Genomic DNA, 24,540 nt, shown 5'->3' with positions numbered 1-24,540 from the left:
GGAGCGGGGCCGGTGTCGGTGTCGGTGTCGGTGTCGGTGTTGTCCGCCCGTGAGTGGGCCTGTGACCGTTACGGCTCCTCGCGCCAGCCGTCCCACTCCCCCGCGAACGCGTCCAGCTCGCCGGGGTCGAGCCGTCCGCGCTCGTCCCGCAGCACCAGCAGCCACTGCGCGTCCTCGGCGTCGTCCTCGCCGGCCAGCGCGTCCCGCACCAACTGCGGTTCCTCGTCGAGGGCGAACCGCTGCCCGAGCGCCTCCGCCGCCTCCTCGGCCGCGTCACGGTCGGGCAGCACCAGCACATGTCTCACATCGCTCACGAGGACATGTTCCGGTACGACAACCCCCTCACGCGAACTCGCGCACCGTCGGCACCGACCCCAGCTCGATCCCGAACCGCTCCCGATACACCGCCAACACCTCGTCGTCCGCGACCAGTTCACGCACCTCCCGCTTCCCGTCCGCCCCCGTCACCGTCAGACCCCGACCACTGAGCGTGATCCTCCCGCCGTCCTCCGTGAGCCGCGAACACACCAGTGACCGGGTGAAGTGCGACACGGGCGAGGTGCTGTGCCACCACGCCCCGGCCGCGAAGTCACCGAGCACCCGGGGCCGCACCTCCAGCCGGTACTCGGGCTTTCCGTTCCGGACCACGTCCAGGTCCGTCTCCGCCACGTCCCCGTCCCCGTCACCGTTACCGTCGCCGGCTGACGGGGCGATCCTGAACGTGCCGCCCGGATCCTCCTGTTCACCCCGTTCCTCATAGGCCAGCGGATAGTGGCTGTGCGTCCCGAACCCCACGTCGGCCAGCCACACACTCCCCTCCTCCGTACGCACCCGCAGCGCGAGATGGTCGTACGGGATTCCCAGTCGCCCGCCGTCCCCGTACACCCGCGCCGCCAGCAGCGCGACCTCGAACCCCAGCGCGGCGAGCAACGCGCCGAACAGTCCGTTCAGTTCGTAGCAGAACCCGCCCCTGCCGGCTCCCACGACCTTGTCCAGCAGCCGCTCTTCCTCCAGCACGATCTCCTCTCCCAGATGAACCGACAGATTCTCGAAGGGCACGGTCTGCAGATGGCGCAGATGCAGCTCGCGAAGGACACCGGCGGTGGGCAGCGCGGGGCGCGGGACTCCCAGCCGACGGAGGTAGGCATCAACCTGTGCGGGATTCATGCCACCAGTCTCACGCCGAGGGCGGCTCGGTGTCGGTGCCGCTGGGCTTGATGCCGGGGAGGGGCCTCCCCCCTCCCCCTCCCTCCCCCACCCCGCCCCACCCCCCTCAGCCCCGTGTCACCCGCAGCCCATCCCCCTCACCGCCCACCGCCAGGGCCCCGTCCCGGTCCGTCCGCAGGACCACCGCGCCCATCGAGCGGAGCGCCGCGACCGTGCTGGGGGCCGGGTGTCCATAGGGGTTGTCCGCACCGCAAGAGATGAGCGCCAGCCGTGGGGCCACCCTGCGCATGAGGTCCGGGTCCTGGTACGCCGAACCGTGGTGGGCGACCTTGAGGACGTCCACGCCTCCCAGCAGTGCCGCCGCCGGTGATCTCAACAGCTCCTGTTGGGCCGGGGGTTCGAGGTCCCCGAGCAGCAGTAGCCGCAGCCCGGCGGTCCGGACGAGCAGCGTGACACTGGCGTCGTTGGGGCCGTCCTGGTCCGGTGCCGGTTCCGGTGGCGGCCACAGCACCTGCCAGGAGAGCGGTCCGGCTCGTCGCTGTTCCCCGGCGACGGCCCGGGTGATCGGGATGTGCCGTTCCGCCGCCGCTCTCCGTACGAACTCGGCCTGGTCCGCGGGCTCTTCGAAGGACGTCGTCTCGATCGCGCCCACCGAGCGGCCCCGCAGCACCCCGGGCAGTCCGGCGACGTGGTCGGCGTGGAAGTGGGTCAGGACGACCAGCGGAATCCTGGTGATGCCGAGCGTGCGCAGACACTGGTCGACCAGCCTCGGATCGGGTCCGGCGTCCACGACGACACCGGTGCCCTTTCCCGCCGCGAGCACCGTCGCGTCGCCCTGTCCGACGTCGCACATCGCGAACCGCCAGTCCGGCGGCGGCCATCCCGTGATCACCCGGGTGAGCGGCGCGGGCTCGACCACGACCAGCAGGAGCAGCACCCCGCAGACACCGCACAGCCATGGATGCTTCAGCAGCCGTCGGCCGATCAGCACGAGGACCGCGACGGCTACGGCGAGCAGCAGCGCCCCCGTCCAACTGCCCGGCCAGTCCACTCCCCCACCGGGCAGCGCCGCGCCGGTCCGGGCCACGTCCGCGATCCACCCGGCGGGCCAACTCGCGCCCCACGCGAGGACCTTGGCCACCGGCATCAGCACCGGTGCCGTCGCCAGCGCCGCGAAGCCCAGCACCGTGGCCGGTGCGACGGCGAGTTCCGCGAGCAGGTTGCACGGCACCGCGACCAGGCTGACCCGCGCCGAGAGCACGGCCACGACCGGTGCGCACAGTGCCTGGGCGGCGGCAGCGGCGGCCAACGCCTCGGCCAGCCGTGGCGGAACCCGGTGCCGCCGCAGTGTCTCGCACCAGCGTGGCGCGAGCGTGAGCAGGGCTCCGGTGGCCAGCACGGAGAGCAGGAAGCCGTAACTGCGGGCCAGCCACGGGTCGTACAGCACCAGGTGCAGTACGGCCGTCGCCAGCGCGGGGATCAGTGATCTGCGGCGTCCGGTCGCCAGGGCGAGCAGCGCGACGGCGCCGCAGGCCGCGGCCCGCAGCACGCTCGGGTCGGGCCGGCACACGACGACGAACCCGAGTGTGAGTACCCCGCCGAGCAACGCGGTCGCCCGGAGCGAGATCCCCAGGCGCGGTGCGAGACCTCTGCGTTCGACGAGTTGGGAGAGACCGGGCGGTCCGATGAGGAGGGCCAGCAGGATGGTCAGGTTGCTTCCGGAGACGGCGAGGGTGTGCGCGAGGTCCGTCTCCTTGAAGGCCTCGTCCAACTCGGGTGTGATGCGCGCGGTGTCGCCGACGACCAGCCCCGGCAGCAGCGCCCGCGCGTCCGCCGGCAGGCCGTCGGTGGCCTCGCGCAGCCCGGCCCGCAACCGCCCCGCGAACCGCTGGGCTCCGGACGGCTTCCCCACCACCTCCGGCACCGGCTGGTTCCGTACGCGCAGCACGGCCGCGACCCGGTCCCCGCTGGTCAGAGAGGGTGCCAGCCGCGCGGTCACCTTCACCCGCGTGGACGGCAGCAGCCCCAGCCAGGGCGAATGCTCCGGGCCGACAGCGCCCTCGACGCCCCTGGCACCCCTGGCACCCCTGGCACCCCTGGCGCCCCTGACACCCCGAGCGGACGAGCCCGGATCGACGATCAACAGCACCGGCGCCCGTGTCTCCACGACCGTCCCGTCCGTCTGCTCCACCCGCCGTACCTCGGCCTCGACGAGTACGGAGACCGGCGCCGCGTGATCCCCGCTGATCCGGGGCCGGGTCAACCGTGGATCGGAACCGACCTCCACCTCCGCGGTCACGGACGCGTACTGCTGCGCCAGCTCGGGCACCGGCCCACGGCGCAGATCCGCCCCGTGCAACCCGGCGGAGGCGGCGGCTGCCGCGACGGAGAGGAGCAGGGCGGCGACGGAGGCACGGGGCCAGGAGGAGAGGGCACGGCTGCCGACCGCCCCGCCCCGCCGTAGCGCCAGCAGGAGCACGAGCCCCGCCACCAGTGCGGCAACCCCGACACCGGTGACCCAGGCCGGCGATGCGTCCAACGCCAACGCCGCCGTCGCCCAGGCGGCGAGCGCGGGCGGTACGAGCCGTAGGTCCGTCGGGCCCTCCTGGTGGGGATGCGCGGCGCCCCGCCGGTTCTCGGAGGAGGCATGCACGGCACGGCGGGACGAGTCGTCGTGGAGGTGGGTCATGGCCGGACCAGTTCCCGCAGATCGGCGAAGCGGCGGTCGCCGATGCCGTTGACCTGGCGCAGTTCGTCCACCGAGCGGAAACCGCCGTGCCGGGTGCGGTAGTCGATGATGTGCTGGGCCAGCACGGGGCCCACTCCCGGCAGGGTGTTGAGCTGGTCGGCGGTGGCCGTGTTGAGGGAGACCGGAGCGCCTGGAGCGGCCACCGCACCGGTGCCTGTCGAACCCGCCGCACCGCCCGCTCCAGGCACCGCGGCGGGCGTCGGCCCCCCGACGACGATCTGCTCCCCGTCCACAAGGAACCGGGCGAGGTTGAGCCCCTCGGTGTTCGTGCCCGAATGCGCCCCGCCCGCCGCCCGCAGCGCATCCGTCACCCGCGAACCGGCCGGAAGCCGATGAACCCCGGGCTTACGGACCTTGCCGCTGACGTCCACGACGATCTCGGCGCCGACCGCGCCGGCCGCACCCGATACGCCCCGCGCCCCGGCCGAGGCAGGCGACGATTCGGGCCCTTTGCCCGAGGTGCCGACTCCTTCATCGCCCCCTGCCCCGTAGGGAGCCACCGCCCGCACCACCTCCGGGGCCCGCACGGGCTGGGTCCGGCCGACCCAGAAGTGCTGTACGGCGAAGACCGCGGCCACCACGAACAGCACACCGAGCGCGACCACGCTCCGCCGCTCCAGCCCGCACCGTGTCTGTACCCAGACCGGCATCCGCTCCCGCAGGGCCGACCCGGCCCGCTCGCGCCAGGCCCCTACCCCTATCCCTACCCCTACCGCGCGGCCGTCCCCGACATCGGCCTCACCGACACCGCCGAGGTCTCCGCCGTCTCCGTCCCTCGCGGGCCCCGCAGACACCACGGACACCGTGGATCCCTCAGCCTCTCCGCCGTACGGAGTGTCAGACGCCGGCCCACCCCGCGCCGACGCTCCCGTCCGGGCCGGTGCCCGGGCCGCCGCCCGCGCCGGCACCCACTCCCCCGGCGCCGGAACACCCCGCTCCTCCCCCGGTGGCCCGTTCCCCAACTCCCGCCGTTCCCCTACTCGTTCGGCGAAGAGGAGTTCCGCGCGTCGCCGGAGTTCGTCCGCCGAAGCCTGGCGGTGGGCCCGGCCCCGGGTCGTTGTGCGGCGATGGCGGGTGCGGCCGTCCGAGGACGGGGCGCGGCCCGGGCCGCTGGTCGCGGTGGCTGTGTGTGAGCGTGATCGAAGTGCCATGCGCCGAGGATCGGGCATCTCGCCGCTTCGCGATGATCTTGCTCAATTCCCGGGGAAATACGCCTGGTTGTGGATAACTCCGTCACCCACACGAGTTACCAGCGCTGACGATTGCCGGCCCCGACGAACACCCCGCACACCGCAGGGGGCCGTCACCGCGGCGAAACCACGGCCCCCAGCAACCCGGGCCCGGTGTGCGCCCCGATCACCGCTCCGACCTCGCTCACGTGGAGGTCGGCCAGTCCGGGCACCCGTACCCGGAGCCGCTCCGCGAGGGCCTCGGCGCGCTCGGGCGCGGAGAGATGGTGGACGGCGATGTCGACCTGTGCGCTGCCCGCCCGCTCGGCCACGATCTCCTCCAGGCGGGCGATCGCCTTCGACGCCGTGCGGACCTTCTCCAGGGGTTCGATGCGCCCGCCCTCCAGCTGGAGCAGCGGTTTCACGGCGAGGGCGGAGCCCAGCAGGGCCTGGGCCGCGCCGATACGGCCGCCCCGGCGCAGATAGTCGAGGGTGTCGACGTAGAAGTAGGCGGAGGTGCCCGCGGCCCGTTTCTCCGCGGCCGTGACCGCCTCGTCGACCGTGCCGCCCGCCTCCGCCGTCTCGGCCGCGGCGAGTGCGCAGAAGCCGAGCGCCATGGCGATCATGCCGGTGTCCACGACCCGCACCGGTACGGGTGCCTCGCGGGCGGCGAGGACCGCCGCGTCGTAGGTGCCCGAGAGTTCGGCGGAGAGGTGGAGGGAGACGATGCCGGTGGCGCCGGACTCGGCGACCCTGCGGTAGGTCTCGGCGAAGAGCTGGGGGCTGGGCCGCGAGGTGGTGACCGGGCGCCGCTTCTGCAGGGCCAGGGCCAGGGAGCGGGTGGAGATCTCGGTGCCCTCTTCGAGTGCCCGGTCACCGAGGACCACGGTCAGCGGTACCGCTGTGATGCCGTGGCGCTCCATCGTCAGCGGCGGCAGGTAGGCCGTTGAATCGGTGACGATCGCGACATGGCGGGACATGAGCTGGAGGTTACCTGCCGTAGCGGCCGGACGGCAGCCCGACCCCTTTCACCTGGGCCGGAACCGGCCGGATCACACCGTGCCGCACGCTCGGGCGGTGCCGCCCGGTCAAGTCGTGCTCTCGGGGCGGGGTTTCTTCTGCCAGGGGTAGCCGGGACGCCGTCCCGGCGGGGTGATGGCGGAGGGGGCGGGCTCCTCGGCGGCGGGGCGGGAGCGCGGGGTCTCCGGCCAGGTCTGGTGGGCCGTGGTGGCGTCGGCTGCCGGGGCGTCGGGCCACGGGGGTGGCGCGTGCTCCGACTTCGTCCAGTGCCGGAGGGCTCCTGCCTCCACGTCTATCTGGGCGCTCAGCGCGTCGAGGTCGTCCTCCGCGAAGCGGCCGGCCCGGTCGCGGGCGGCCCAGCGCAGTGAGTCGGCCGATTTCGTGATGCGCTCGGTGCGCTCGCGCAGGGCGGGCAGGCGCTCGGCGAGCGTTCTGCGGTCCGGCTCGGCCTCCAGTCGTTTGAGTTCGCCGTCGAGTTCACGGCCGTGGGCGCTGAGCCGCTCGAAGAGGCCGAGGGACTCCTTGAGGGACTCGTCCTCGGTCACGCCCGCGTGCAGCGCGTCCTGGGTCGCGCGCATCGATGTGCGCAGCACGAGCCGCAGTTGGGCGACCTGTCCCTGCGGGCCGGGCTGGGCAAGGGACTTGGCGCGCAGGGTGTGGTCCTCGACCGAGCGCCGGGCCTGCGCGACCGTGCGGTCGACGCCTCGCTTGGCCGCGCCCACCGCCTTGACCGCCGCATAGCCGCCCGCGACGACGAACAGCAGGAAGAGAAGGGCGAAGACTGCGATCACGGCTTCCAACGCTCCTCCACCGGCTCCGGGCGGCACACGCCGCGCCGCTCTTCAACGGTAAACGCAACGGGCAGGTCCGGAGTTCCAGAAGAACCCCGAACCTGCCCGTAGGGGACTACCCCGAGGCGCCGGTCCCGGACGGCCCCGGCGCTGTGCGGAGCTACGCCGGAACGATGTTGACCAGCTTCGGCGCCCGCACGATGACCTTGCGGATGCCCGCGCCGTCCAGCGCGGCGACGACCTTCTCGTCGGCCAGCGCGACCTTCTCCAGCTCGGCGTCGGAGATCGTCGGAGGGACCTCCAGGCGCGCCTTGACCTTGCCCTTGATCTGCACGACGCAGGTCACGCTCTCGTCCACGACGTACGCCGGGTCGGCCACGGGGAAGTCCTGGTGGACCACCGTGTCGGTGCGGCCCAGCTTGCGCCACAGTTCCTCGGCGACGTGCGGGGCCAGCGGCGCGATCAGCAGGACCAGGGACTCGGCGACGGACCGCGGTACCGCCCCGCCCGCCTTGGTCAGCTGGTTGTTCAGCTCGGTGATCTTGGCGATGGCGGTGTTGAAGCGCAGCCCATGCAGGTCCTGGCGGACGCCGTCGATCGCCTTGTGCAGGGCACGCAGCGTCTCCACGTCGATGTCGGCCTCGGGCACGTCGACGACCGTGACCTCGCCGGTCGTCTCGTCGACGACGTTGCGCCACAGCCGCTGCAGCAGCCGGTACTGGCCCACTACCGCGCGCGTGTCCCACGGCCGGGAGACGTCCAGGGGGCCCATGGCCATCTCGTACAGGCGCAGGGTGTCGGCGCCGTACTCCTCGCAGATCTCGTCCGGAGTGACCGCGTTCTTCAGGGACTTGCCCATCTTGCCCAGCAGCCGGGAGACCTTCTCGCCCTGGTAGAAGTAGGCGCCGTCGCGCTCCTCGACCTCGGCGGCCGGCACCGGGAAGCCGCGGGCGTCCCGGTAGACGTAGGCCTGGATCATGCCCTGGTTGAACAGCTTGTGGAAGGGCTCCGGGGACGAGATGTGGCCCAGGTCGAACAGCACCTTGGACCAGAACCGGGCGTACAGCAGGTGCAGTACGGCGTGCTCGGCGCCGCCGACGTACAGGTCGACGCCGCCGTGCGGCATGCCCGCGCGGGGGCCCATCCAGTACTGCTCGACGGCCGGGTCGACCAGCTTCTGGTCGTTGTGCGGGTCCAGGTAGCGCAGTTCGTACCAGCAGGAACCGGCCCAGTTGGGCATGGTGTTGGTCTCGCGGCGGTACTTCCGGGGGCCGCGTCCGTCGCCCAGGTCCAGGGTGACGTTCACCCAGTCCTCGTTGCGGGACAGGGGCGTCTCGGGGGACGTGTTCGCGTCGTCCGGGTCGAAGGTGCGCGGCGAGTAGTCCTCGACCTCCGGCAGTTCCAGGGGCAGCATCGACTCGGGCAGCGAGTGGGCGACGCCGTCCTCGTCGTAGACGATCGGGAAGGGCTCGCCCCAGTAGCGCTGGCGGCTGAACAGCCAGTCGCGCAGGCGGAAGTTGACGGTGCCCTCGCCGATGCCCTTGCGGGCCAGCCACTCGGTGATGCGGGCCTTGGCCTCGGCTACGGGCAGGCCGTCCAGGGAGATGTCGTCGTTCGAGGAGTTGATGATCTTCGCGTCGTAGGACCCGAAGGCGGTCTCCCAGGTGGACGTGTCGGTGCCGCGGCCGTCGGTGGGCTCGACGATGCAGGTGATCGGCAGCTCGAAGGCGCGCGCGAAGTCGAAGTCGCGCTGGTCGCCCGCGGGGACGGCCATGATCGCGCCGGTGCCGTAGCCCATCAGCACGTAGTCGGCGATGAAGACGGGGATCCGGTCGCCGTTGACCGGGTTGGTGGCGAACGCGCCGGTGAAGACACCGGTCTTGTCCTTGGCCTCGGCCTGCCGCTCCACGTCGGACTTGGTGCCGGCCTGCGCGCGGTACGCGGTGACGGCCTCCTCCGGAGTGGCGTGCCCCCCGGTCCACACGTCGTGGGTGCCCTCGGGCCAGGTGGCCGGGGTGAACTTGTCGACCAGCGGGTGTTCGGGCGCCAGCACCATGTAGGTCGCGCCGAACAGGGTGTCGGGGCGGGTGGTGAAGACGGTGATGTTCTCGCCGTCGACGGGGAAGTCGACGCGGGCGCCCTCGGAGCGGCCGATCCAGTTGCGCTGTTGCAGCTTGATGGCCTCGGGCCAGTCCAGCTCCTCCAGGTCGGACAGCAGCCGGTCGGCGTAGGCGGTGATGCGCATGTTCCACTGGCGCAGCTTGGCCTTGAAGACGGGGAAGTTGCCGCGCTCGGAGCGGCCGTCGGCGGTGACCTCCTCGTTGGCCAGGACGGTGCCCAGGCCGGGGCACCAGTTGACGGGCGCGTCGGAGGCGTACGCCAGGCGGAACTCGCTCAGGACGTCGGCGCGTTCGGTGGCGGTCAGGTCCGGCCACGCGCGCGTGTGGCCCGGTACGGCACGCTCACCGGATTCGAACTGGGCGATCAGCTCGGCGATCGGGCGGGCCTTGTCGGCCTCGTCGTCGTACCAGGAGTTGAAGATCTGCAGGAAGATCCACTGGGTCCACTTGTAGTACTCCGGGTCGATCGTGGCGAACGACCGGCGCTTGTCGTGGCCCAGGCCCAGGGCGCGCAGCTGGACCTTCATGTTCTCGATGTTGGCCTCGGTGGACACGCGCGGGTGCGTGCCGGTCTGCACGGCGTACTGCTCGGCGGGCAGGCCGAAGGCGTCGAAGCCCAGGGTGTGCAGCACGTTGTGACCGGTCATCCGCTGGAACCGGGCGAACACATCGGTGGCGATGTAGCCCAGGGGGTGGCCGACGTGCAGGCCCGCACCGGAGGGGTACGGGAACATGTCCATGATGAACTTCTTGGGGCGGGCGGCCAGTTCGGGGTCGCCGGCCAGGTCACCGCTCGGGTTCGGGGCCTCGTAGGTGCCCTCCGCGTCCCAGAAGTCCTGCCAGCGTGCTTCGATGTCCGCGGCCATGGCGGCCGTGTAGCGGTGCGGCGCGACCACCTCGGCGGCGGCAGCGGGGTTCGTCTCGCTCATGATCCTCAAAGCTCCATCGATCGTCTCTGCCAGCGGCTGCGACATTCAAGAAACGAAAAATCCCCTCGCACAGGAGGGGACGCCGCGCCGATTCCGACCTCACCGTTCACCGGTGGTCGGGACTGATCAGCGCGGCTCGCTAAGCAGAAGGCGTACGGCACGCATGGCATGAGGGTACCGCAGCGCTTGAGCACAACGCGACGCGCTTCCGTATCACCCTTGGCACCCTGACCGCACCGGCCTGCACTGAACCGAGTTCAAGGACTACCTTCGCGTACCACCCACTACGGGACATCACAGCAAGCGCATTGTCGTTTGATAACAACGCAATAACTCAAACCTCGTACCCACCGGTATGGAGCCACTTAGAGTTCGGCAGCGGGACCGCTTTCCCGATACTGCTCGGAGTTGCCCCCATGAACGCTCGTCGTAGTACCAGTTCGCTCCCCAAGCCGGGCCGTTCGGCCTATGGCGTGGTGAGCCTCGTCGTCCTGATCTTCATACCCGTGTTCGTGCTGGCCGGAGGCAGCCAGGTACAGGACTTCCTCAACTTCGGCGCGGGCGTTCTCTCGCTCGTGTCGCTCACCTGCTCGGTCATCTGGGGGCTCGTCGCCCAGGACCGGGTCGTCCTCAACATCCGCCAGCGGATCGTGGCCCAGGGCATCCACCGGGTGACCGCCGTCGGCTCGATCGCGTTCCTCGTGATTCACATCACGGTCAAGCTGGCGCTCGACCACACCGTCCTGATCGCCGCGCTGATCCCGTTCAGCCTCGGCGTGAAGGGCAGCGCCGGACTCATCGGCCTCGGCTCCCTGGCCGGCCTGCTCATGATCTTCGTGGGCATCACCGGCGCCCTGCGCAACCAGTTCGCGTCGCCGGCCCCGGTGGCCGCCCGCTGGCGCGCGATGCACATGCTGGCCTACCCGGCCTGGTGCGCGGCCCTGGTCCACGGCCTGTTCGCGGGCCGCGCGGCGAAGCCGTTCTTCATGATCTCGTACGAGCTGTGCCTGGTCGGCGTCGCCGCGGCCCTCGCCCTGCGCTCGGCGCCCCGCTCGTTCAAGCGGAAGTTCGCCGACCGGGTCGCCATGCTCCTGGGCAACGAGGAGCGGCCCGGCCTGGACGATCTCGACGCGAGCCGCGGCCGTGTGGCCGAGTCCGCGCTGCCGGGCTTCGAGAGCCGCCGTCCGGCCGAGGGCCGACGCGCCGCGCAGCAGCCCTCGTTCACCGGGACCGGGTCGATGCCGCGCGTGGACCCGGCCGCCGCCCAGTACGAGACGAGGTCCATGACCCCGGTGGCCGACACGAACGGCTTCGCGGCCGCCTACCGCACCGCCACACCGGAGTCCACCGGCCAGATGCCGTACGTCACCGACCAGACCCCGCGCGCGGACAACGGCGGCAGCACCTCCGGCAGCTGGCCGATCCCGTCGCCGCCGCCGGTCGGCGAGGCGCCCCCGTCGGCCTACGACCCGCTCCAGGACACCGGGTACAACATCCCGACGTACAACAACAATTCGGGCGCGGGCGGATACGGCGACGGATATGTGTACCCCACCGGTGAGTCGAATGGCACCTCCGGTACGTACAACTCCGGTGACACGTACAACAGCGGTCCCGCCACTGATCAAACGCCCAACGCGTCGTACGACTTCGACGCGCAGGGCGGCTCGGGCGAACCTTGGAACACGCCTTCCGGAGGCTATAGGTGAACGAGGCCCTGCCCGACGTCCCAGAAGTCCGCGTCGTCGGGCTTCCGCAGCTCACGTCGGGCTTCGACCTTGTCGAGAGGCTCGACCTGCCCATGCACCTCAAGGTGCACGGGCCGCTCGAACCCATGGGTGGGGAGCAGCTCGCGAAGCTCTCCGAGGCCATCAACCTGAAGGGCCGCGGCGGCGCGGGCTTCCCCTTCCACAAGAAGCTGCGGTCGGTCGCCGAAGCGGCGATCAAGCGCGGCGTACGGCCGGTCGTCGTCGTCAACGGCAGTGAGGACGAACCCGCCTGCCGCAAGGACACGGTGCTCATCAACCGTGCCCCGCATCTCATCCTGGACGGCGCCCTCCTGGTCGCCGAGGCCCTGGGTGCCCGCACGCTCGTGGTGGGGGTCACCCGTGAGTCGACGCAGCGCTCCATGGAGGCCGCGCTCTCGGAGCGCGGCCTGAGCAACACCCGCCGCTCGGCGCTGAAGGCGTTCGTCCAGCGCAACCCGGTCCGCATGGTCACCGGTGCCGCCGCGTCGCTGATCCGCTCGATCGACGGCGGCCCGGCGATCCCGCCCGGCCGCAAGGTCAGCGCCTCCCAGAACGGCGTCGGCGGCGCCCCGACCCTGCTCTCCAACGCCGAGACCTTCGCCCAACTCGCCATCGCCGCCCGCATCGGCCCCGAGCGCTACGGCAACACCGGCCTCTACGACGAGCCCGGCACCGTCATGCTCACGGTCTCCGGGGCGGTCGCGCGCCCCATGGTGATCGAGGTCCCCACGGGTGTGCCGCTGCGCTACGTCCTTCAGCTGGCCGGCGCCCCGCCGGTCCCCCAGGGTGTGCTGACGGGCGGTTACCACGGCAAGTGGATCGACGCGGCGACGGTCAACGAGGCGATCGTCTCCCGCAACTCCCTGGACGCGGTGGGCGGTGCGCTCGGCGCGGGCGCCATCATGCCGATCACCCAGGAGACCTGCCCCCTGGGCGAATCGCTCCGGGTGGCCCAGTGGCTGGCCGACGAGAGCGCGGGACAGTGCGGTCCCTGCTACCTCGGTCTGCCCGCCGCCGCGCGCGGCATGGAGGACATCCTCAACGGCGGCGGCCCGGCCGCCCTGGAGGCGCTGAAGCAGGTCGCCAAGGCCGTGAAGCGGCGCGGCGCCTGCTCGCACCCGGACGGCTCCGCGATGTTCCTGGAATCGACCATCAAGGCGTTCACGGACGACCTCGCGGCCCATGTCCTCGGAAACGGCTGCGGAAGGCCCGTGGAGGGCGTTCTGCCGCTCTTCGAGGGCGGCCAGCTCCCCGCGGGCATCACGAGCGGCGCGGAGGCCGAGGACAACGGCCCCAGCCGTCAGAAGATCTACGTCGACTGGACGCTGTGCCGGGGCCACGGTCTGTGCGCGGACATCCTCCCGGAGGTCTTCGAACTCGGCGCCGACGGCTTCCCCACCGTCGCGCAGGCCCAGGTGCCGCGCTACGCGGAGGCGAAGGCGCTCCGCGCGGTGCGCCGCTGCCCGGCGCTGGCCCTCCGCCTGGAGGAGGAGACGGCCCGGGACAAGGGGCCCGCGCGCAACCTGCCGGTCCTCTCCCAAGGCCGCGGTCGGCGGGCGCTCGGCCGCTGAGCACACGGACGGCGGGCCGCCCTCTTCTCAGGAAGGGGCGGCCCGCCGCTCCATGACCTGCGCCAACTCCCCCTGGACACACCGAAGGCGGGTCATCCTGTGGGATGACCCGCCTTCGACTTCTGTGGAGCTAAGGAGAATTGAACTCCTGACCTCCTGCATGCCATGCAGGCGCTCTACCAACTGAGCTATAGCCCCTTGCAATGTGCTACCGGGTCTCCCCGGCGGCGACGCCAACATTACCGGTCGACCCGGTGCACCACCAAATCGTTTCCCTCGCCCCGTCCGTGACCGTGATCGCCGGGACCTCCTCGCGGGGCCCCGGCCCGAGTCAAGCGGTGACGAACGAATAGAACCGTTTCAAAGTGCAGTGCTCTTCCAGGAGTCGGCCGTAGATCGGCTCGCCCTCGAGCTCGCGGTACGTCTCGATCGGATCGCCTTTTATGATCAGCGCCCGAGCGCACTCCTCGCACCAGTACTGGTAGTCGGGATTCACCGGTTCCATGTCACGGACGATCGGCGTCCCACTGCCGCACCAGTCGCACTTTCGCCTGTGTGCACCCATCGATCAGCTCCAGCTGTGGCCGCAGGCCGTGCACACGTAGGAAACTCCGCCGTTGTCACCGAGGACTTGGGCCACGTGGGCGGAACCGCAGGAAGGGCAGCTCAGGCGGGTGATCGTATCTCGTATCAACGCCGCATCGAAGAGGTGGTCGACCTCCTCGATGATGCTCGCAGGCATCGCTACTCCCTCCCGTCGGGCCGCGCCCCCTTCCGGCCGTTTGATTCTGCCACGGCCGGACCAATACGGTCAGCGACGCCTTAGTACCAGTCCGGACACGGCACCCACCGCAGCCGTCCCCGCCAGCGCGAACCTGCACGCCAAAAGCGCCTTCGCAGAGGTATACGCCCCCGGGACCCCAAGTGACTCAAGCCGGTTCAAGAACAGTGTGCCGAAAACCGCGCCCCCGAGCAGCTGACCCAGCTGCGCGACCGAGGAGAGCAGACCGCCGGCGTCCGCCGCGTCCTTCGGCCGCACGGTGGCCAGCGCCCGGGTCAGCGTCGGACCGAAGGCGAGCGCGAGCCCGGCCCCCACTCCGACGTACGCCACGTACAGTACGGCCCCGCCGCGGTCGCCGCCTTCGAACGCCAGGCCGACTCCCAGGGCGGACGGGATCGTGATCACGAACCCGAGCGGGGTCCGCGCCCGCTGCCAGGCCGCCGGCCACCTGCGCCAGGTGAGACCGACCACTCCGAAGACGACGGCGGTCGGCGCGTAGGTGAGCCCGGCGCGCAACGCGCTGAAACCCAAGCCCTCTTGGACGTGCAGGGTGAGCGCGAACAGGAAACCGCCGTTGACGGCCATGACCGCCAGGATCCGGAAGACGGCCAGACCCATGCCGGGGTGACGCAGCACACGCGGTGCGATCAGCGGGGCGCCGCCGCGGCCAGCGACAGCCACGACCACAGCGGCCAGTCCTCCTCCTGCCCGAGCACCAGCGGCACCGTAAGCCGCGCGACGGCCGAGCCGAGCAGCACCAGCACCGGCAGGTCGAGGGCCCGCGCCCGCTCGGGCTCCGACGGCCCGTCCGTCGGCAGCACGCGCCTGCCGACGAGCAGGAGTACGACGCCCACGGGCACGTTGACGAGGAGCCCCGGGCCAGGCCGCACGAAAAAATCCCACCCCTGAAAGGGATGGGATCTCATCGATTGGATCTGTGACGACTCTCGATCCTTGACAACTCAAGAGTGTCGAACTGTGGAGCTAAGGAGAATTGAACTCCTGACCTCCTGCATGCCATGCAGGCGCTCTACCAACTGAGCTATAGCCCCTTGCGTTCTTCCCGCTCGGCGGGCGAACAAGAAGAACTTTAGCCTGCGACCTGCCGGAAAGTGAAATCCGGGGTCGGGGCCCCGGAGGGCCGCTCAGTCGTCGTCGCCGAGCACCGGTTCCGGGAGCGTGCCGGCGTTGTGTTCCAGCAGGCGCCAGCCGCGGGCGCCCTCGCCGAGCACGGACCAGCAGCAGTTGGAGAGACCGCCGAGACTCTCCCAGTGCGGGGACTCCAGACCGAGGAGCCGTCCGATGGTGGTGCGGATCGTGCCGCCGTGGCTGACCACCACGAGGGTGCCGTCCTCGGGCAGCTTCTCGGCGTGCCGCACCACGACGGGGGCGGCCCGGTCGGCGACCTCGGTCTCCAGTTCGCCGCCGCCGCGGCGCACCGGTTCCCCGCGCTTCCACGCGGCGTACTCCTCGCCGTGGCGGGCGATGATCTCCTCGTGCGTCAGCCCCTGCCAGACGCCCGCGTAGGTCTCCCGCAGGCCCTCGTCGTGGGTGACGTCGAGGTCGGTGAGGGCGGCCAGTTCGGCGGCCGTGTTCGCCGCCCGCTTCAGGTCGGAGGCGACGATCGCGTCGGGCCTGAGGGAGGCCAGCAGGCGGGCGGCCCGGCGGGCCTGGCCGATGCCGGTCTCGGTGAGCTCGACGTCCGTGGTGCCCTGGAAGCGGCGCTCCACGTTCCACGCGGTCTGGCCGTGCCGCCACAGGATGACGCGGCGGCCCCGGCCGGCCTTGCGGCCGTCCGCGCCGGCGCTCACCGCACCTCCCCGAACTCGGAGGCGTCCTCCTCGGCCTGCAGCTTGGCGTGCTCGGCGGCCTTGCCGCGGGTCTGCTTCGCGTCGGCGGGGAGGTCCAGCTCGGGGCAGTCCTTCCACAGCCGCTCCAGGGCGTAGAAGACGCGCTCCTCGCTGTGCTGGACGTGGACGACGATGTCGACGTAGTCGAGCAGGATCCAGCGGGCGTCACGGTCGCCCTCACGGCGCACCGGCTTGGCTCCGAGCTCCTTGCTGAGCCGCTCCTCGATCTCGTCGACGATCGACTTGACCTGACGGTCGTTGGGAGCGGAGGCCAGCAGGAAGGCGTCCGTGATCGACAGCACGTCGCTGACGTCGTAGGCGATGATGTCGTGCGCGAGCTTGTCGGCGGCCGCCTGGGCGGCGGCGGAGATGAGCTCGATGGAGCGGTCAGTGGCGGTCACTACGCGGCTTTCGGTCGGCGGTCAACAGACCTCAAGGGTCTCACGGACCGCGGACGGCACCCCACGTGAATAACGGATCACGCCCCGGACACCGGCCCGGACACCGGCTCCGGCGTCCGGGGCGTGCTCTCCGTCACACAGTCACCGCACCGCCGTCAAGATGCCGACGACGGCTTGTAGTCCTCTCCGAGGACGACCGAGACGTCCGCGTTCGCGGCGACCGTGCCCTTGGTCACGGTGCTGGTGGGCAGGCCCAGGGTCTTGGCGACCTCGGTGGCGTTCTCCTTGTCGGCCGCGTCGGAGTACGTGATCTTGGACTTGGCCGAGGCCGCGGACGGCGTGCCGGCCTCCAGGAAGGTGAAGCCGCCGTTGAGGAGGACGACGCGGGCCTTCTCGGTGTCGTCCTTGACGCCGGTGGCGTTCTGGACGGCGACCCGGACCGCCGAACCCTCGTCGGGGCTCTTCGCGGTGCCACCCAGGATGTCCTTGACGACGCCGGCCGAGGCCTGCGCGGTCAGCGTGCCGTCGTTCTGGACGGGCAGCAGGGCCGTCTTGTAGGCGCCGCTCTTGGCGAGGTCGGCGAGCTTGGCGAGGAAGGTGCCGAGGTCCTTGTCGGTGAGGGGCGGGTCGAGGATCTGGGCCAGGGTCTGCACGGTGGTGGTCGCCGCCGTCGGGTCCGAGGTCAGCTGGCGCAGCACGCCCTGCATGACCTGGCCGAACCGCTCCAGCTGGGTGTTCTGGGACTCGCCGGAGGCACGGTAGGTGGCGTAGGCGACGGCCATCTTGCCGCTGAGGGTCTGGTCCTTGCCCTTGTGGACGAGGGGCTCGGCACCCTTCTTCGTGGCGGCCGGGTCGGGCACGTCGGCGTTGGTGTCGATGTCGATGTTGCCGACGAGGTCGACCAGGTTCTGCAAGTAGGGGGTGTCGAGGCGCCAGGTGCCCTCGATGTCGGTGCCGAGGACCGTGTTGAGCTGGTCGACGGTCCCGGAGGTGCCGTCGTCGTCGACCGACTTGGCCAGTGTCGTGGTGTTGCCGTCGTCGTCCGTGAGGGCGAGCGAGTTGGGCAGCAGCACGGTGGTGCCCTGCTTGAGGGTGGTGTTGTCGACGAGCAGCACCGAGGAGGTGCCGCCCTTCGCGGTGTTGTGCAGGTGGACGACGATCACATCGCGGTTCTGGGCGCCCGCGGCCGTCGTGGTGCCGGACTTCGAGGCGGACGAGGAGACTCCGGGGATCTTCCCGGCGTACCAGAGGTAGCCGACGCCGCCGGACACGACCAGCGCCAGGGCGACGACGAGGGCGACCATGCGGCCACGGGCGCGGCGCTTGGCCTCCTCGCGGCGCTCGGTGCGGTTCTCGGTGAAGTTCAGCCAGTCGATGACGTCCTCGGAGTCGTCGGTCGGCTCCTCCACGAAGGCGAACTGCTCGGTGCGGTAGTCCCGTTCACCCGCCTGAGGGGTCTTCGGGGCTTCGGTGTCCTCGGCCGGGCCGCCCTGCTGCGGGATGTAGGCGGTCTGCTCGGCGGCCCGGGGCTGCTGTCCGCCGGTCGCGGTCTGCCCGTAGGGGTCGTAGGCCGTCGTGGTCCCGGTGGCGTAGGGGTCGTAGCCGGACTGGGGCGCCTGCCGGCTGTCGTAGGCCTGCTGGGCGCCCGTGTCGTAGTCGGGCGTCTGCTGCTGGGTGCCGGTGGCGTACGGGTCGTAGGCGTAGCCCTGCTGCTGTTGCTGCTGCCCGTACGGGTCGTACGGCTGTTGATGCGGGGGCTGTTGGGTCCCCTGGGCCGGGACCTGGCGGTAGACAGGCTGGTTGTACTCGTCGTAGCCGACGAGCTCGTACTGGTCGCCGCCGTACCCGGCGTCGTATCGGTCGTTCACCGGTGCCCCTCTCGGCTCACTCGCCGCGGTACAGCTCGCGCTTGTCGATATAGCGCACGACTCCGTCGGGCACCAGGTACCAGACCGGATCACCCTTGGCGACTCTCGCACGGCAGTCTGTGGAGGAGATGGCCAGCGCGGGAACCTCGACCAGCGAGACACCGCCCTCCGGGAGGCCCGGGTCGGTCAGTGTGTGGCCGGGGCGGGTGACCCCGATGAAGTGCGCGAGGGAGAACAGCTCCTCCGCGTCCCGCCAGGTGAGGATCGCGCCGAGGGCGTCGGCGCCGGTGATGAAGAAGAGGTCCGCGTCGGGGTTGAGCGCGCGCAGGTCGCGCAGGGTGTCCGTGGTGTAGGTGGGGCCGCCGCGGTCGATGTCGATGCGGCTCACCGAGAACTGGGGGTTCTCGGCGGTCGCGATGACCGTCATCAGGTAGCGGTCCTCGGCCGGCGCGACCTTGCGGTCGGTCTTCTGCCACGGCTGGCCGGTCGGGACGAAGATCACCTCGTCCAGGTGGAACTGCGCGGCGACCTCACTGGCCGCCACGAGGTGTCCGTGGTGGATCGGGTCGAACGTTCCGCCCATGACGCCGAGACGGCGCTTGCCGGGGTTCGACGGGCCGTTGTTGCGCGGTCCGTTGACCATTCGGTTCTCCGTGCCGCGTGAGGTGCCGCGCGTCGTGTCGTCCGCCGGACCGGTAGGCATGTCCTGCTCTCCCATGCGTGCAGACCCTACCGGCCCGGTGTGAAGGCCCCGGGACCCGTCCGGTGGACAGAAGGGACAGACCCTAGCGGTCGCGGTTGAAGCGGGTGGTGATCCACAGCAGGAGCAGCAGGATGATGAAAGCGCTGCCACCGGTGACGATCGGCTGGAGGCTCTCGTGGTTGCCCCCGCCCTCCCCCTCGGCGGCAAGGGTGACCAACTGGGCAGCGGTGCCGTGGAAGCTCATCTTCAGCAGAACCTATCCGGTGTGGGCGGGATAAAGATGTCGGCCCATGGTATGCGGGCACCCGGGCGGCGATCACGCCGACTCCGCCATTGGGAACTCGGCGGGACGTCGGCAGGGAACTCGACGGGCGTCTCAGTCGTCCTTCTGTTTGTACCCGCGCAGCAGGAACCACGCGGTCAGGATGCAGCCGAAGAACATGACGATCAGTACGACCTTGAGCAGGTCCCCCGATCCTTGCCGGGGGGCGGCGTTCGCGGCCTCTGCGAGCCAGGCGGCTGCGGAATGGGGCTCCATGCGTTGACTCCTTCGCTGTACTGCCCGACCACGGTATCTCCGCCTAGGCTGGGCTCTGCTTCGGGGGCACTCAGCGCACACAGACGCACATGGGGGACCACATGTCCGAAGACGGCCACGAGCAGAACGCGCACGAGAACGTGCCGAGCAGGCAGCGCAGGCGCTTCCCGGGTATCTCCTCGCGCGCGTACGAGCACCCTGCGGACCGCTCCGCCCTGGTGGCGCTGCGCAAGCTGACCGGGTTCGACACGGTGTTCAAGGCGCTCAGCGGGCTGCTGCCCGAGCGCAGTCTGCGCCTGCTGTTCCTGTCCGACTCGGTGCGGGTGTCGGACCAGCAGTTCTCGCACCTCAACGACATGCTGCGGGACGCCTGTTACATCCTGGACCTGGAGAAGGTCCCGCCGATGTACGTCACCCAGGACCCGCAGCCCAACGCGATGTGCATCGGCCTGGACGAGCCGATCATCGTCGTCACCACCGGCCTGGTCGAGCTGCTCGACGAGGAGGAGATGCGGGCGGTCGTCGGCCACGAGGTGGGCCACGCGCTGTCCGGCCACTCCGTGTACCGCACGATCCTGCTGTTCCTGACCAGCCTGGCCCTGAAGGTCGCCTGGATCCCGCTGGGCAACCTCGCGATCCTGGCGATCGTGACGGCGCTGCGCGAGTGGTTCCGCAAGTCGGAGCTGTCCGCCGACCGCGCGGGGCTGCTGGTCGGCCAGGACCTGCGGGCCTCGATGCGCGGCCTGATGAAGATCGCGGGCGGCAACCACCTGCACGAGATGAACGTGGACGCGTTCCTCAAGCAGGCCGAGGAGTTCGAGTCGGGCGGCGACCTGCGCGACTCGGTCCTGAAGATCCTGAACGTACTGCCCCGCTCCCACCCGTTCACCACGGTGCGGGCGGCCGAGCTGAAGAAGTGGGCCGAGTCCCGCGACTACCAGCGGATCATGGACGGGCACTACCCGCGGCGCAGCGAGGACAAGGACACCTCGGTCACGGACTCGTTCCGCGAGTCGGCGGCGAGCTACGCGAGCAATGTCAAGAGCTCCAAGGACCCGCTGATGAAGCTGGTCAGCGACATCGCGGGCGGCGCGGGCGACCTGGGCGGCCGGGTGCGGCGCGGCTTCGGCGGCTTCGCGAGCACGAGCCCGCAGGACGGACCGCCCACCGAATCGGCCAACGGCACGGAGCAGCCGCCCACGGACACTCCGCCGCGCGACGAGGACTGACCCGGCGGGAGGACCCAACCCGGCGGATACACACCGACCTCACACCCACGACGGCCCCGCACAGCCGCCTCCCGGAGCCCTTCCGGAGGCGCTCACACCTTCGGCTGTGCGCCGGCCGCCAGTGAGCCGCACAGGGCGGTGGCGCTGCCCGTGGCGAACGGGTCGGTGCCCGCCGGGCCGCCCGCCTTGGCGGTCTGGCCGGCGAGCAGCGGGCGCAGGTAGGTGACGGAGTCCTCGGCGCAGGACAGCGGCCCGGCCTGGACGTAGGACGTGACGATCTGCGCCTGGTCCATGCGCAGGTCGTCGCGGTCGAAGCGGAACTGGAGCTCGCGGCGGACGGTGAACAGGGACGCCTGGGCCTTGTCGCCGGAGCCGGTCGGCCGGAGCGCGTAGACGAAGGTGCCGTCGGCGGTGACCTCAAGGGTGGACGAGTCGATCTCGGTGGCCTGGAGGGTGCCCTGGACGCGGATCTTCCGGTCGGCCAGCTCGGCGCGTGCCGGATCGAAGCGAACCAGCCATCCGGTGGGCTCGTGCCGGCCGTCGGCGGCCGGGTGCTCGAAGCTCTGGTCGAACTGGTCGAGCTGGTCGGGGTCGACGAGGACGCGCGCGGGGCGGATCTGCCCGCCGGTGAGTACGGCCGGGTAGAGCGAGGACTCCACGATGTAGTCCTTGGCGGTGCTCAGGGCGGCCACGACCTGGCTGTCCGAGAAGTGCGCGGTGCGCCGCGCGGCCGGCAGCGGTATGCCGTCGCCGCCCACGTCGAACTGCGCGGCCGGGCTGTGCGCGAAGAGGTACTCGGCGTCGGCCGCTCCCGGCACCTCGCCCTGGGGGGACAGCGGGATGACGGTCATCCGCAGCGGCTCGGCGGGCTGCTGGGCCGTGGGGGTCGTGTAGGGGTGCCGTACGCCCATGTAGATCGCGGTGCCGAAGGCGACGGCGATCAGCATGACCAGGATCAGGGCCTGGCGGGAGAGACCGCGGCGCAGGGCCGGGCGGCGGCGGACGGCGGGGGCGTGGTCGGCCATGCGCTCCCGCGCGGAGAACTCCTGGAGCCGGGCAGCACGGACGAACGACTCGTCGAACACGACGGATCGGTACTCGTCCTCACCACCCCCGGGAGCGCCCTCGGGCGTCCCCTCGGGTGGGTCTCCTGGACCGCCCATACTTTCAGAGTAGGTCTCCGGAGCCTCAGGTAAACGCCCTGGTACACGACAAGTTCTGACAGGTTCTCACCGAGCCGGTCACAGCCCGGTCAGGGAGTGCGCGGTACGGCCGACAGCGGTGGCTGGGAGTTGTCCGCGGAAACGGAGGGTGCCGCCGCCGTGCCCTGCTCCACACCCGTGGATGCCGGGGGCGGGACGCGGTCCCTGCTGCCCGAGGACGCGCCGCGGTAGACCGCCGAGAAGGCCAGGGCGACCATGCCGATGCCCATCACCAGGGCGAGCAGCCAGGCGACGGGGCGGTGCCAGCGGACCTGTTTGCCGTACGTCCCGGGGGCGCCGTAGCGGCCCTCGACGAGGTCGGCGTCGTCCAGGTCGTCGAGCTCCGGATCATGGCCGAAATCGCGTCCGTAGATGTCCTCGAAGAGGTCGTCGTCGCTCCGGGGGCCTCTGCCGCGCTGGGCCCGGCGCGCTTCGGCCTCGGAGGCCTCCGCTCTCGCCTGCGCGGCGGCAAGGAGACGCTCGACGGCGGTCGGCTCGTGTACTACGGCCGCCCGTACGAAGGCCTCGTCGAAGACCACGGAGTCGAATTCTTCGTCCGACATTCCGCGGTCGTGGTCGTCGTCGGGCTCCCAGCCGTCAGGGAACGGCGTGCCCCCCACGTCCTCCGGCACCTCTCCAGAGTAGACCTGGGGGGTCAATTTGGGCAGGCGGAAGGGAAATTCATCCGCAGGGTGAGATACCTCTCCGCCCACGAGGCCCTATGCCCGGCGCATATGCCAACAGCCGTCGGCTCAGCGGCGGATGTGCCCGTCGCCGGTGACGATGTACTTCGTGCTCGTCAGTTCCGGCAGGCCCATCGGGCCCCGTGCGTGCAGCTTCTGGGTGGAGATGCCGATCTCCGCGCCGAAGCCGAACTGGCCGCCGTCCGTGAAGCGCGTGGAGGCGTTCACGGCGACGGTGGTGGAGTCGACCAGCTGGGTGAAGCGGCGGGCGGCCTGCTGGGAGGAGGTGACGATCGCCTCGGTGTGGCCGGAGCTCCACAGCCGGATGTGCTGGACGGCCTTGTCGAGCGAGTCGACGACGGCGGCGGCGATGTCGTAGGAGAGGTACTCGGTGTCCCAGTCCTCGGGGGTGGCCTCGACGACGGTGGCCGCGGACTCCTTGGCGTAGGCCAGGACGCGTTCGTCGGCGTGCACGGTGACGCCGGCCTCGGCTAGGGCGTCCAGGGCACGCGGCAGGAACTCGGGGGCGATGTCCTGGTGGACGAGGAGGGTCTCGGCGGCGTTGCAGACGCTGGGCCGCTGGGCCTTGGAGTTGATCAGGATGTCGATGGCCATGTCGAGGTCGGCGTGCGCGTCGACGTAGACGTGGCAGTTGCCGACGCCGGTCTCGATGACGGGGACGGTCGACTCCGTGACGACGGTCTGGATGAGGGAGGCGCCGCCGCGCGGGATGAGGACGTCGACGAGGCCCCGGGCGCGCATCAGTTCGCGGACGCTCTCGCGGCTCTCGCCGGGCACCAGCTGCACGGCGTCGGCGGGCAGTCCGGCGCCGCCGACGGCGTCGCGGATGACGCGCACGAGGGCGGTGTTGGACTCGTAGGCGGAGGCCGAGCCGCGCAGCAGGACCGCGTTGCCGGACTTGAGGCAGAGGGCGGCGGCGTCGACCGTGACGTTCGGGCGGGCCTCGTAGATGATGCCGACGACGCCGAGGGGGACGCGGACCTGGCGCAGGTCGATGCCGTTCGGGAGGGTCGAGCCGCGGACGACCTCGCCGACCGGGTCGGGCAGCGCGACGACGTCCCGGACGTCGGAGGCGATGGCCCGCACGCGCTCGGGGGTGAGGGTCAGCCGGTCGATGACCGTCTCGCTGGTGCCGGCCGCGCGGGCCTTGGCGATGTCCTTGGCGTTGGCCTCGACGATTTCGCTCGTACGGACTTCCAGCGCGTCCGCGATGGCGAGCAGCGCGTCGTCCTTCTCCGCCCGGGGCAGCGGCGCGAGGTCGGCGGCGGCGGACTTGGCGCGGTAGGCGGCCCGGGTGACCGGGGACATGGAGTCGTACGGCGAGAGCGTGGTCATGAGGGAAGGGTAGTGCGCCGGGCGGAGGCGTCCAGCGGCTATCCCAAACCGCGAGACAAGCGCGGAAGGGCCCGAAGACGGCTCAAAACGGATGCACGCCGACGGGGGTCGCGGGCAGCGGGCCGTAACCCTCGGAAATGCGCTGGTGATAGGTCTCGCGGTCGATGACCTCCAGGCCGACGATCTCCCACGGCGGCAGTTTGGCGGTCTGGCGGTGCTCGCCCCACAGGCGCAGCGCGACGGCGGCGGCGTCGTGCAGGTCGCGGGCCTCTTCCCAGTAGCGGATCTCCGCGTGGTCGTTGGCGTAGCGGCTGGTCAGCAGAAAGGGGTGGTCGTGGGCGAGCTGTTCCAGGCCGCGCCGCACCTCCTTCAGCGGGGCCTCGTCGCCGGAGACGCTGAGGGTGACGTGCCACAGCCGGGGAAGGTCCTTGGGCTCCTCGCCCTCGTACCGGGCGCCGGCCGCGACGCTCGTCAGCGTGCGCTCCTCGCCGGGCACGCGGGAGGTGGCACCACCGCGGGACGCCGCCGCCCCAGGGCGCACTCGTCTCACGACGGCCTCCTTACGCAACGGTCGAGCTGCTCTGCTCGCGCGGATGGGTCCCTGAGCAAAGTTGAGCAGGCCCGGGGCGTCCGTGTGGCACTTTTGCGGAACGTCCACCGAGGGA

Annotated in this window: 22 protein-coding genes, 2 tRNA genes and 1 pseudogene; 3 read left to right on the top strand and 22 right to left on the bottom strand. The window is 71.0% G+C overall.

Features of this window, described 5'->3' with window-relative positions:
- Window positions 1–68: 68 nt before the first annotated feature.
- From ACQHII_RS32080 to leuS, 7 genes are all read right to left on the bottom strand, one after another.
- Window positions 69–314, bottom strand: a complete 246-nt coding sequence (locus ACQHII_RS32080; RefSeq protein WP_427922533.1) for a hypothetical protein — start codon at window positions 312–314, stop codon at window positions 69–71.
- A 28-nt stretch (window positions 315–342) separates the two neighbouring features.
- On the bottom strand, window positions 343–1,167 hold the full coding sequence (locus ACQHII_RS32075) for an arylamine N-acetyltransferase family protein (protein WP_427922532.1): 825 nt from the start codon (window positions 1,165–1,167) through the stop codon (window positions 343–345).
- A gap of 106 nt (window positions 1,168–1,273) precedes the next feature.
- Window positions 1,274–3,856 (bottom strand): ComEC/Rec2 family competence protein, encoded by a 2,583-nt coding sequence (locus ACQHII_RS32070; protein WP_427922531.1) that lies wholly within the window; start codon window positions 3,854–3,856, stop codon window positions 1,274–1,276.
- Window positions 3,853–5,067, bottom strand: a complete 1,215-nt coding sequence (locus ACQHII_RS32065) for a helix-hairpin-helix domain-containing protein (RefSeq protein WP_427922530.1) — start codon at window positions 5,065–5,067, stop codon at window positions 3,853–3,855. The genes ACQHII_RS32070 and ACQHII_RS32065 overlap by 4 nt, the downstream gene beginning before the upstream one ends.
- Window positions 5,068–5,219: 152 nt before the next feature.
- Window positions 5,220–6,065, bottom strand: coding sequence for a DegV family protein (locus ACQHII_RS32060; protein ID WP_201053747.1), 846 nt, complete (start codon window positions 6,063–6,065; stop codon window positions 5,220–5,222).
- A gap of 108 nt (window positions 6,066–6,173) precedes the next feature.
- Window positions 6,174–6,905, bottom strand: a complete 732-nt coding sequence (locus tag ACQHII_RS32055) for a hypothetical protein (protein WP_427922529.1) — start codon at window positions 6,903–6,905, stop codon at window positions 6,174–6,176.
- 151 nt (window positions 6,906–7,056) lie between these two features.
- Window positions 7,057–9,945, bottom strand: coding sequence for a leucine--tRNA ligase (leuS, locus tag ACQHII_RS32050; protein WP_427922528.1), 2,889 nt, complete (start codon window positions 9,943–9,945; stop codon window positions 7,057–7,059).
- A 416-nt stretch (window positions 9,946–10,361) separates the two neighbouring features.
- On the opposite strand from leuS, the gene ACQHII_RS32045 reads away from it, so the two are divergent.
- Window positions 10,362–11,654: a cytochrome b/b6 domain-containing protein gene (locus ACQHII_RS32045; protein WP_427922527.1), complete on the top strand. Its 1,293-nt coding sequence runs from the start codon at window positions 10,362–10,364 to the stop codon at window positions 11,652–11,654.
- Window positions 11,651–13,264: an NADH-ubiquinone oxidoreductase-F iron-sulfur binding region domain-containing protein gene (locus tag ACQHII_RS32040; protein WP_427922526.1), complete on the top strand. Its 1,614-nt coding sequence runs from the start codon at window positions 11,651–11,653 to the stop codon at window positions 13,262–13,264. The genes ACQHII_RS32045 and ACQHII_RS32040 overlap by 4 nt, the downstream gene beginning before the upstream one ends.
- A 125-nt stretch (window positions 13,265–13,389) precedes the next feature.
- Here the strand turns inward: ACQHII_RS32040 and ACQHII_RS32035 are convergent.
- The 11 genes and pseudogenes from ACQHII_RS32035 to ACQHII_RS31985 form a co-directional block, all read right to left on the bottom strand.
- Window positions 13,390–13,462, bottom strand: a tRNA-Ala gene (locus ACQHII_RS32035).
- Window positions 13,463–13,595: 133 nt separating this feature from the next.
- Window positions 13,596–13,829 (bottom strand): hypothetical protein, encoded by a 234-nt coding sequence (locus ACQHII_RS32030; RefSeq protein ID WP_003976229.1) that lies wholly within the window; start codon window positions 13,827–13,829, stop codon window positions 13,596–13,598.
- 3 nt (window positions 13,830–13,832) lie between these two features.
- Window positions 13,833–14,006, bottom strand: coding sequence for a hypothetical protein (locus ACQHII_RS32025; RefSeq protein ID WP_019063265.1), 174 nt, complete (start codon window positions 14,004–14,006; stop codon window positions 13,833–13,835).
- Between the two features lie 69 nt (window positions 14,007–14,075).
- A pseudogene (locus ACQHII_RS32020) lies at window positions 14,076–14,923 on the bottom strand (MFS transporter); the annotation flags it as partial.
- Between the two features lie 101 nt (window positions 14,924–15,024).
- A tRNA-Ala gene (locus ACQHII_RS32015) sits at window positions 15,025–15,097 on the bottom strand.
- Window positions 15,098–15,190: 93 nt separating this feature from the next.
- Complete coding sequence (locus ACQHII_RS32010; protein ID WP_427922525.1) at window positions 15,191–15,856, bottom strand: histidine phosphatase family protein; 666 nt, start codon at window positions 15,854–15,856, stop codon at window positions 15,191–15,193.
- The gene (gene rsfS, locus ACQHII_RS32005) at window positions 15,853–16,296 is read right to left on the bottom strand and encodes a ribosome silencing factor (protein WP_093626661.1); all 444 of its coding nucleotides are present in this window, start codon (window positions 16,294–16,296) and stop codon (window positions 15,853–15,855) included. The genes ACQHII_RS32010 and rsfS overlap by 4 nt, the downstream gene beginning before the upstream one ends.
- Window positions 16,297–16,451: 155 nt before the next feature.
- Window positions 16,452–18,164, bottom strand: a complete 1,713-nt coding sequence (locus ACQHII_RS32000) for an LCP family protein (protein WP_427922524.1) — start codon at window positions 18,162–18,164, stop codon at window positions 16,452–16,454.
- Between the two features lie 16 nt (window positions 18,165–18,180).
- On the bottom strand, window positions 18,181–18,882 hold the full coding sequence (nadD, locus tag ACQHII_RS31995) for a nicotinate-nucleotide adenylyltransferase (RefSeq protein ID WP_427922523.1): 702 nt from the start codon (window positions 18,880–18,882) through the stop codon (window positions 18,181–18,183).
- A gap of 67 nt (window positions 18,883–18,949) precedes the next feature.
- The gene (locus tag ACQHII_RS31990) at window positions 18,950–19,111 is read right to left on the bottom strand and encodes a hypothetical protein (protein ID WP_019065530.1); all 162 of its coding nucleotides are present in this window, start codon (window positions 19,109–19,111) and stop codon (window positions 18,950–18,952) included.
- 132 nt (window positions 19,112–19,243) lie between these two features.
- Window positions 19,244–19,405 carry a hypothetical protein gene (locus ACQHII_RS31985; protein WP_327404136.1) on the bottom strand — a complete coding sequence of 54 codons (162 nt, stop codon included), beginning with the start codon at window positions 19,403–19,405 and terminating at the stop codon, window positions 19,244–19,246.
- A 101-nt stretch (window positions 19,406–19,506) separates the two neighbouring features.
- Here ACQHII_RS31985 and ACQHII_RS31980 point away from each other — a divergent pair, with 101 nt between their 5' ends.
- Window positions 19,507–20,634, top strand: a complete 1,128-nt coding sequence (locus ACQHII_RS31980) for a M48 family metallopeptidase (protein ID WP_427922522.1) — start codon at window positions 19,507–19,509, stop codon at window positions 20,632–20,634.
- A gap of 92 nt (window positions 20,635–20,726) precedes the next feature.
- Here ACQHII_RS31980 and ACQHII_RS31975 read toward each other — a convergent pair whose 3' ends face one another.
- The 4 genes from ACQHII_RS31975 to ACQHII_RS31960 all read right to left on the bottom strand — a co-directional run bounded on the left by ACQHII_RS31975 (window position 20,727) and on the right by ACQHII_RS31960 (window position 24,416).
- Complete coding sequence (locus ACQHII_RS31975; RefSeq protein ID WP_427922521.1) at window positions 20,727–21,797, bottom strand: hypothetical protein; 1,071 nt, start codon at window positions 21,795–21,797, stop codon at window positions 20,727–20,729.
- 89 nt (window positions 21,798–21,886) lie between these two features.
- Window positions 21,887–22,495 (bottom strand): hypothetical protein, encoded by a 609-nt coding sequence (locus ACQHII_RS31970; RefSeq protein ID WP_427922520.1) that lies wholly within the window; start codon window positions 22,493–22,495, stop codon window positions 21,887–21,889.
- A gap of 93 nt (window positions 22,496–22,588) precedes the next feature.
- Complete coding sequence (locus tag ACQHII_RS31965; protein WP_093626675.1) at window positions 22,589–23,875, bottom strand: glutamate-5-semialdehyde dehydrogenase; 1,287 nt, start codon at window positions 23,873–23,875, stop codon at window positions 22,589–22,591.
- A gap of 82 nt (window positions 23,876–23,957) precedes the next feature.
- Window positions 23,958–24,416 (bottom strand): hypothetical protein, encoded by a 459-nt coding sequence (locus tag ACQHII_RS31960; protein WP_427925456.1) that lies wholly within the window; start codon window positions 24,414–24,416, stop codon window positions 23,958–23,960.
- Window positions 24,417–24,540: the final 124 nt, after the last annotated feature.

The sequence above is a fragment of the Streptomyces sp. cg40 genome (assembly GCF_050320165.1).
Classification (GTDB): Bacteria; Actinomycetota; Actinomycetes; order Streptomycetales; family Streptomycetaceae; genus Streptomyces; species Streptomyces hokutonensis.
This window is presented reverse-complemented; position numbering and strand designations above follow the sequence as displayed.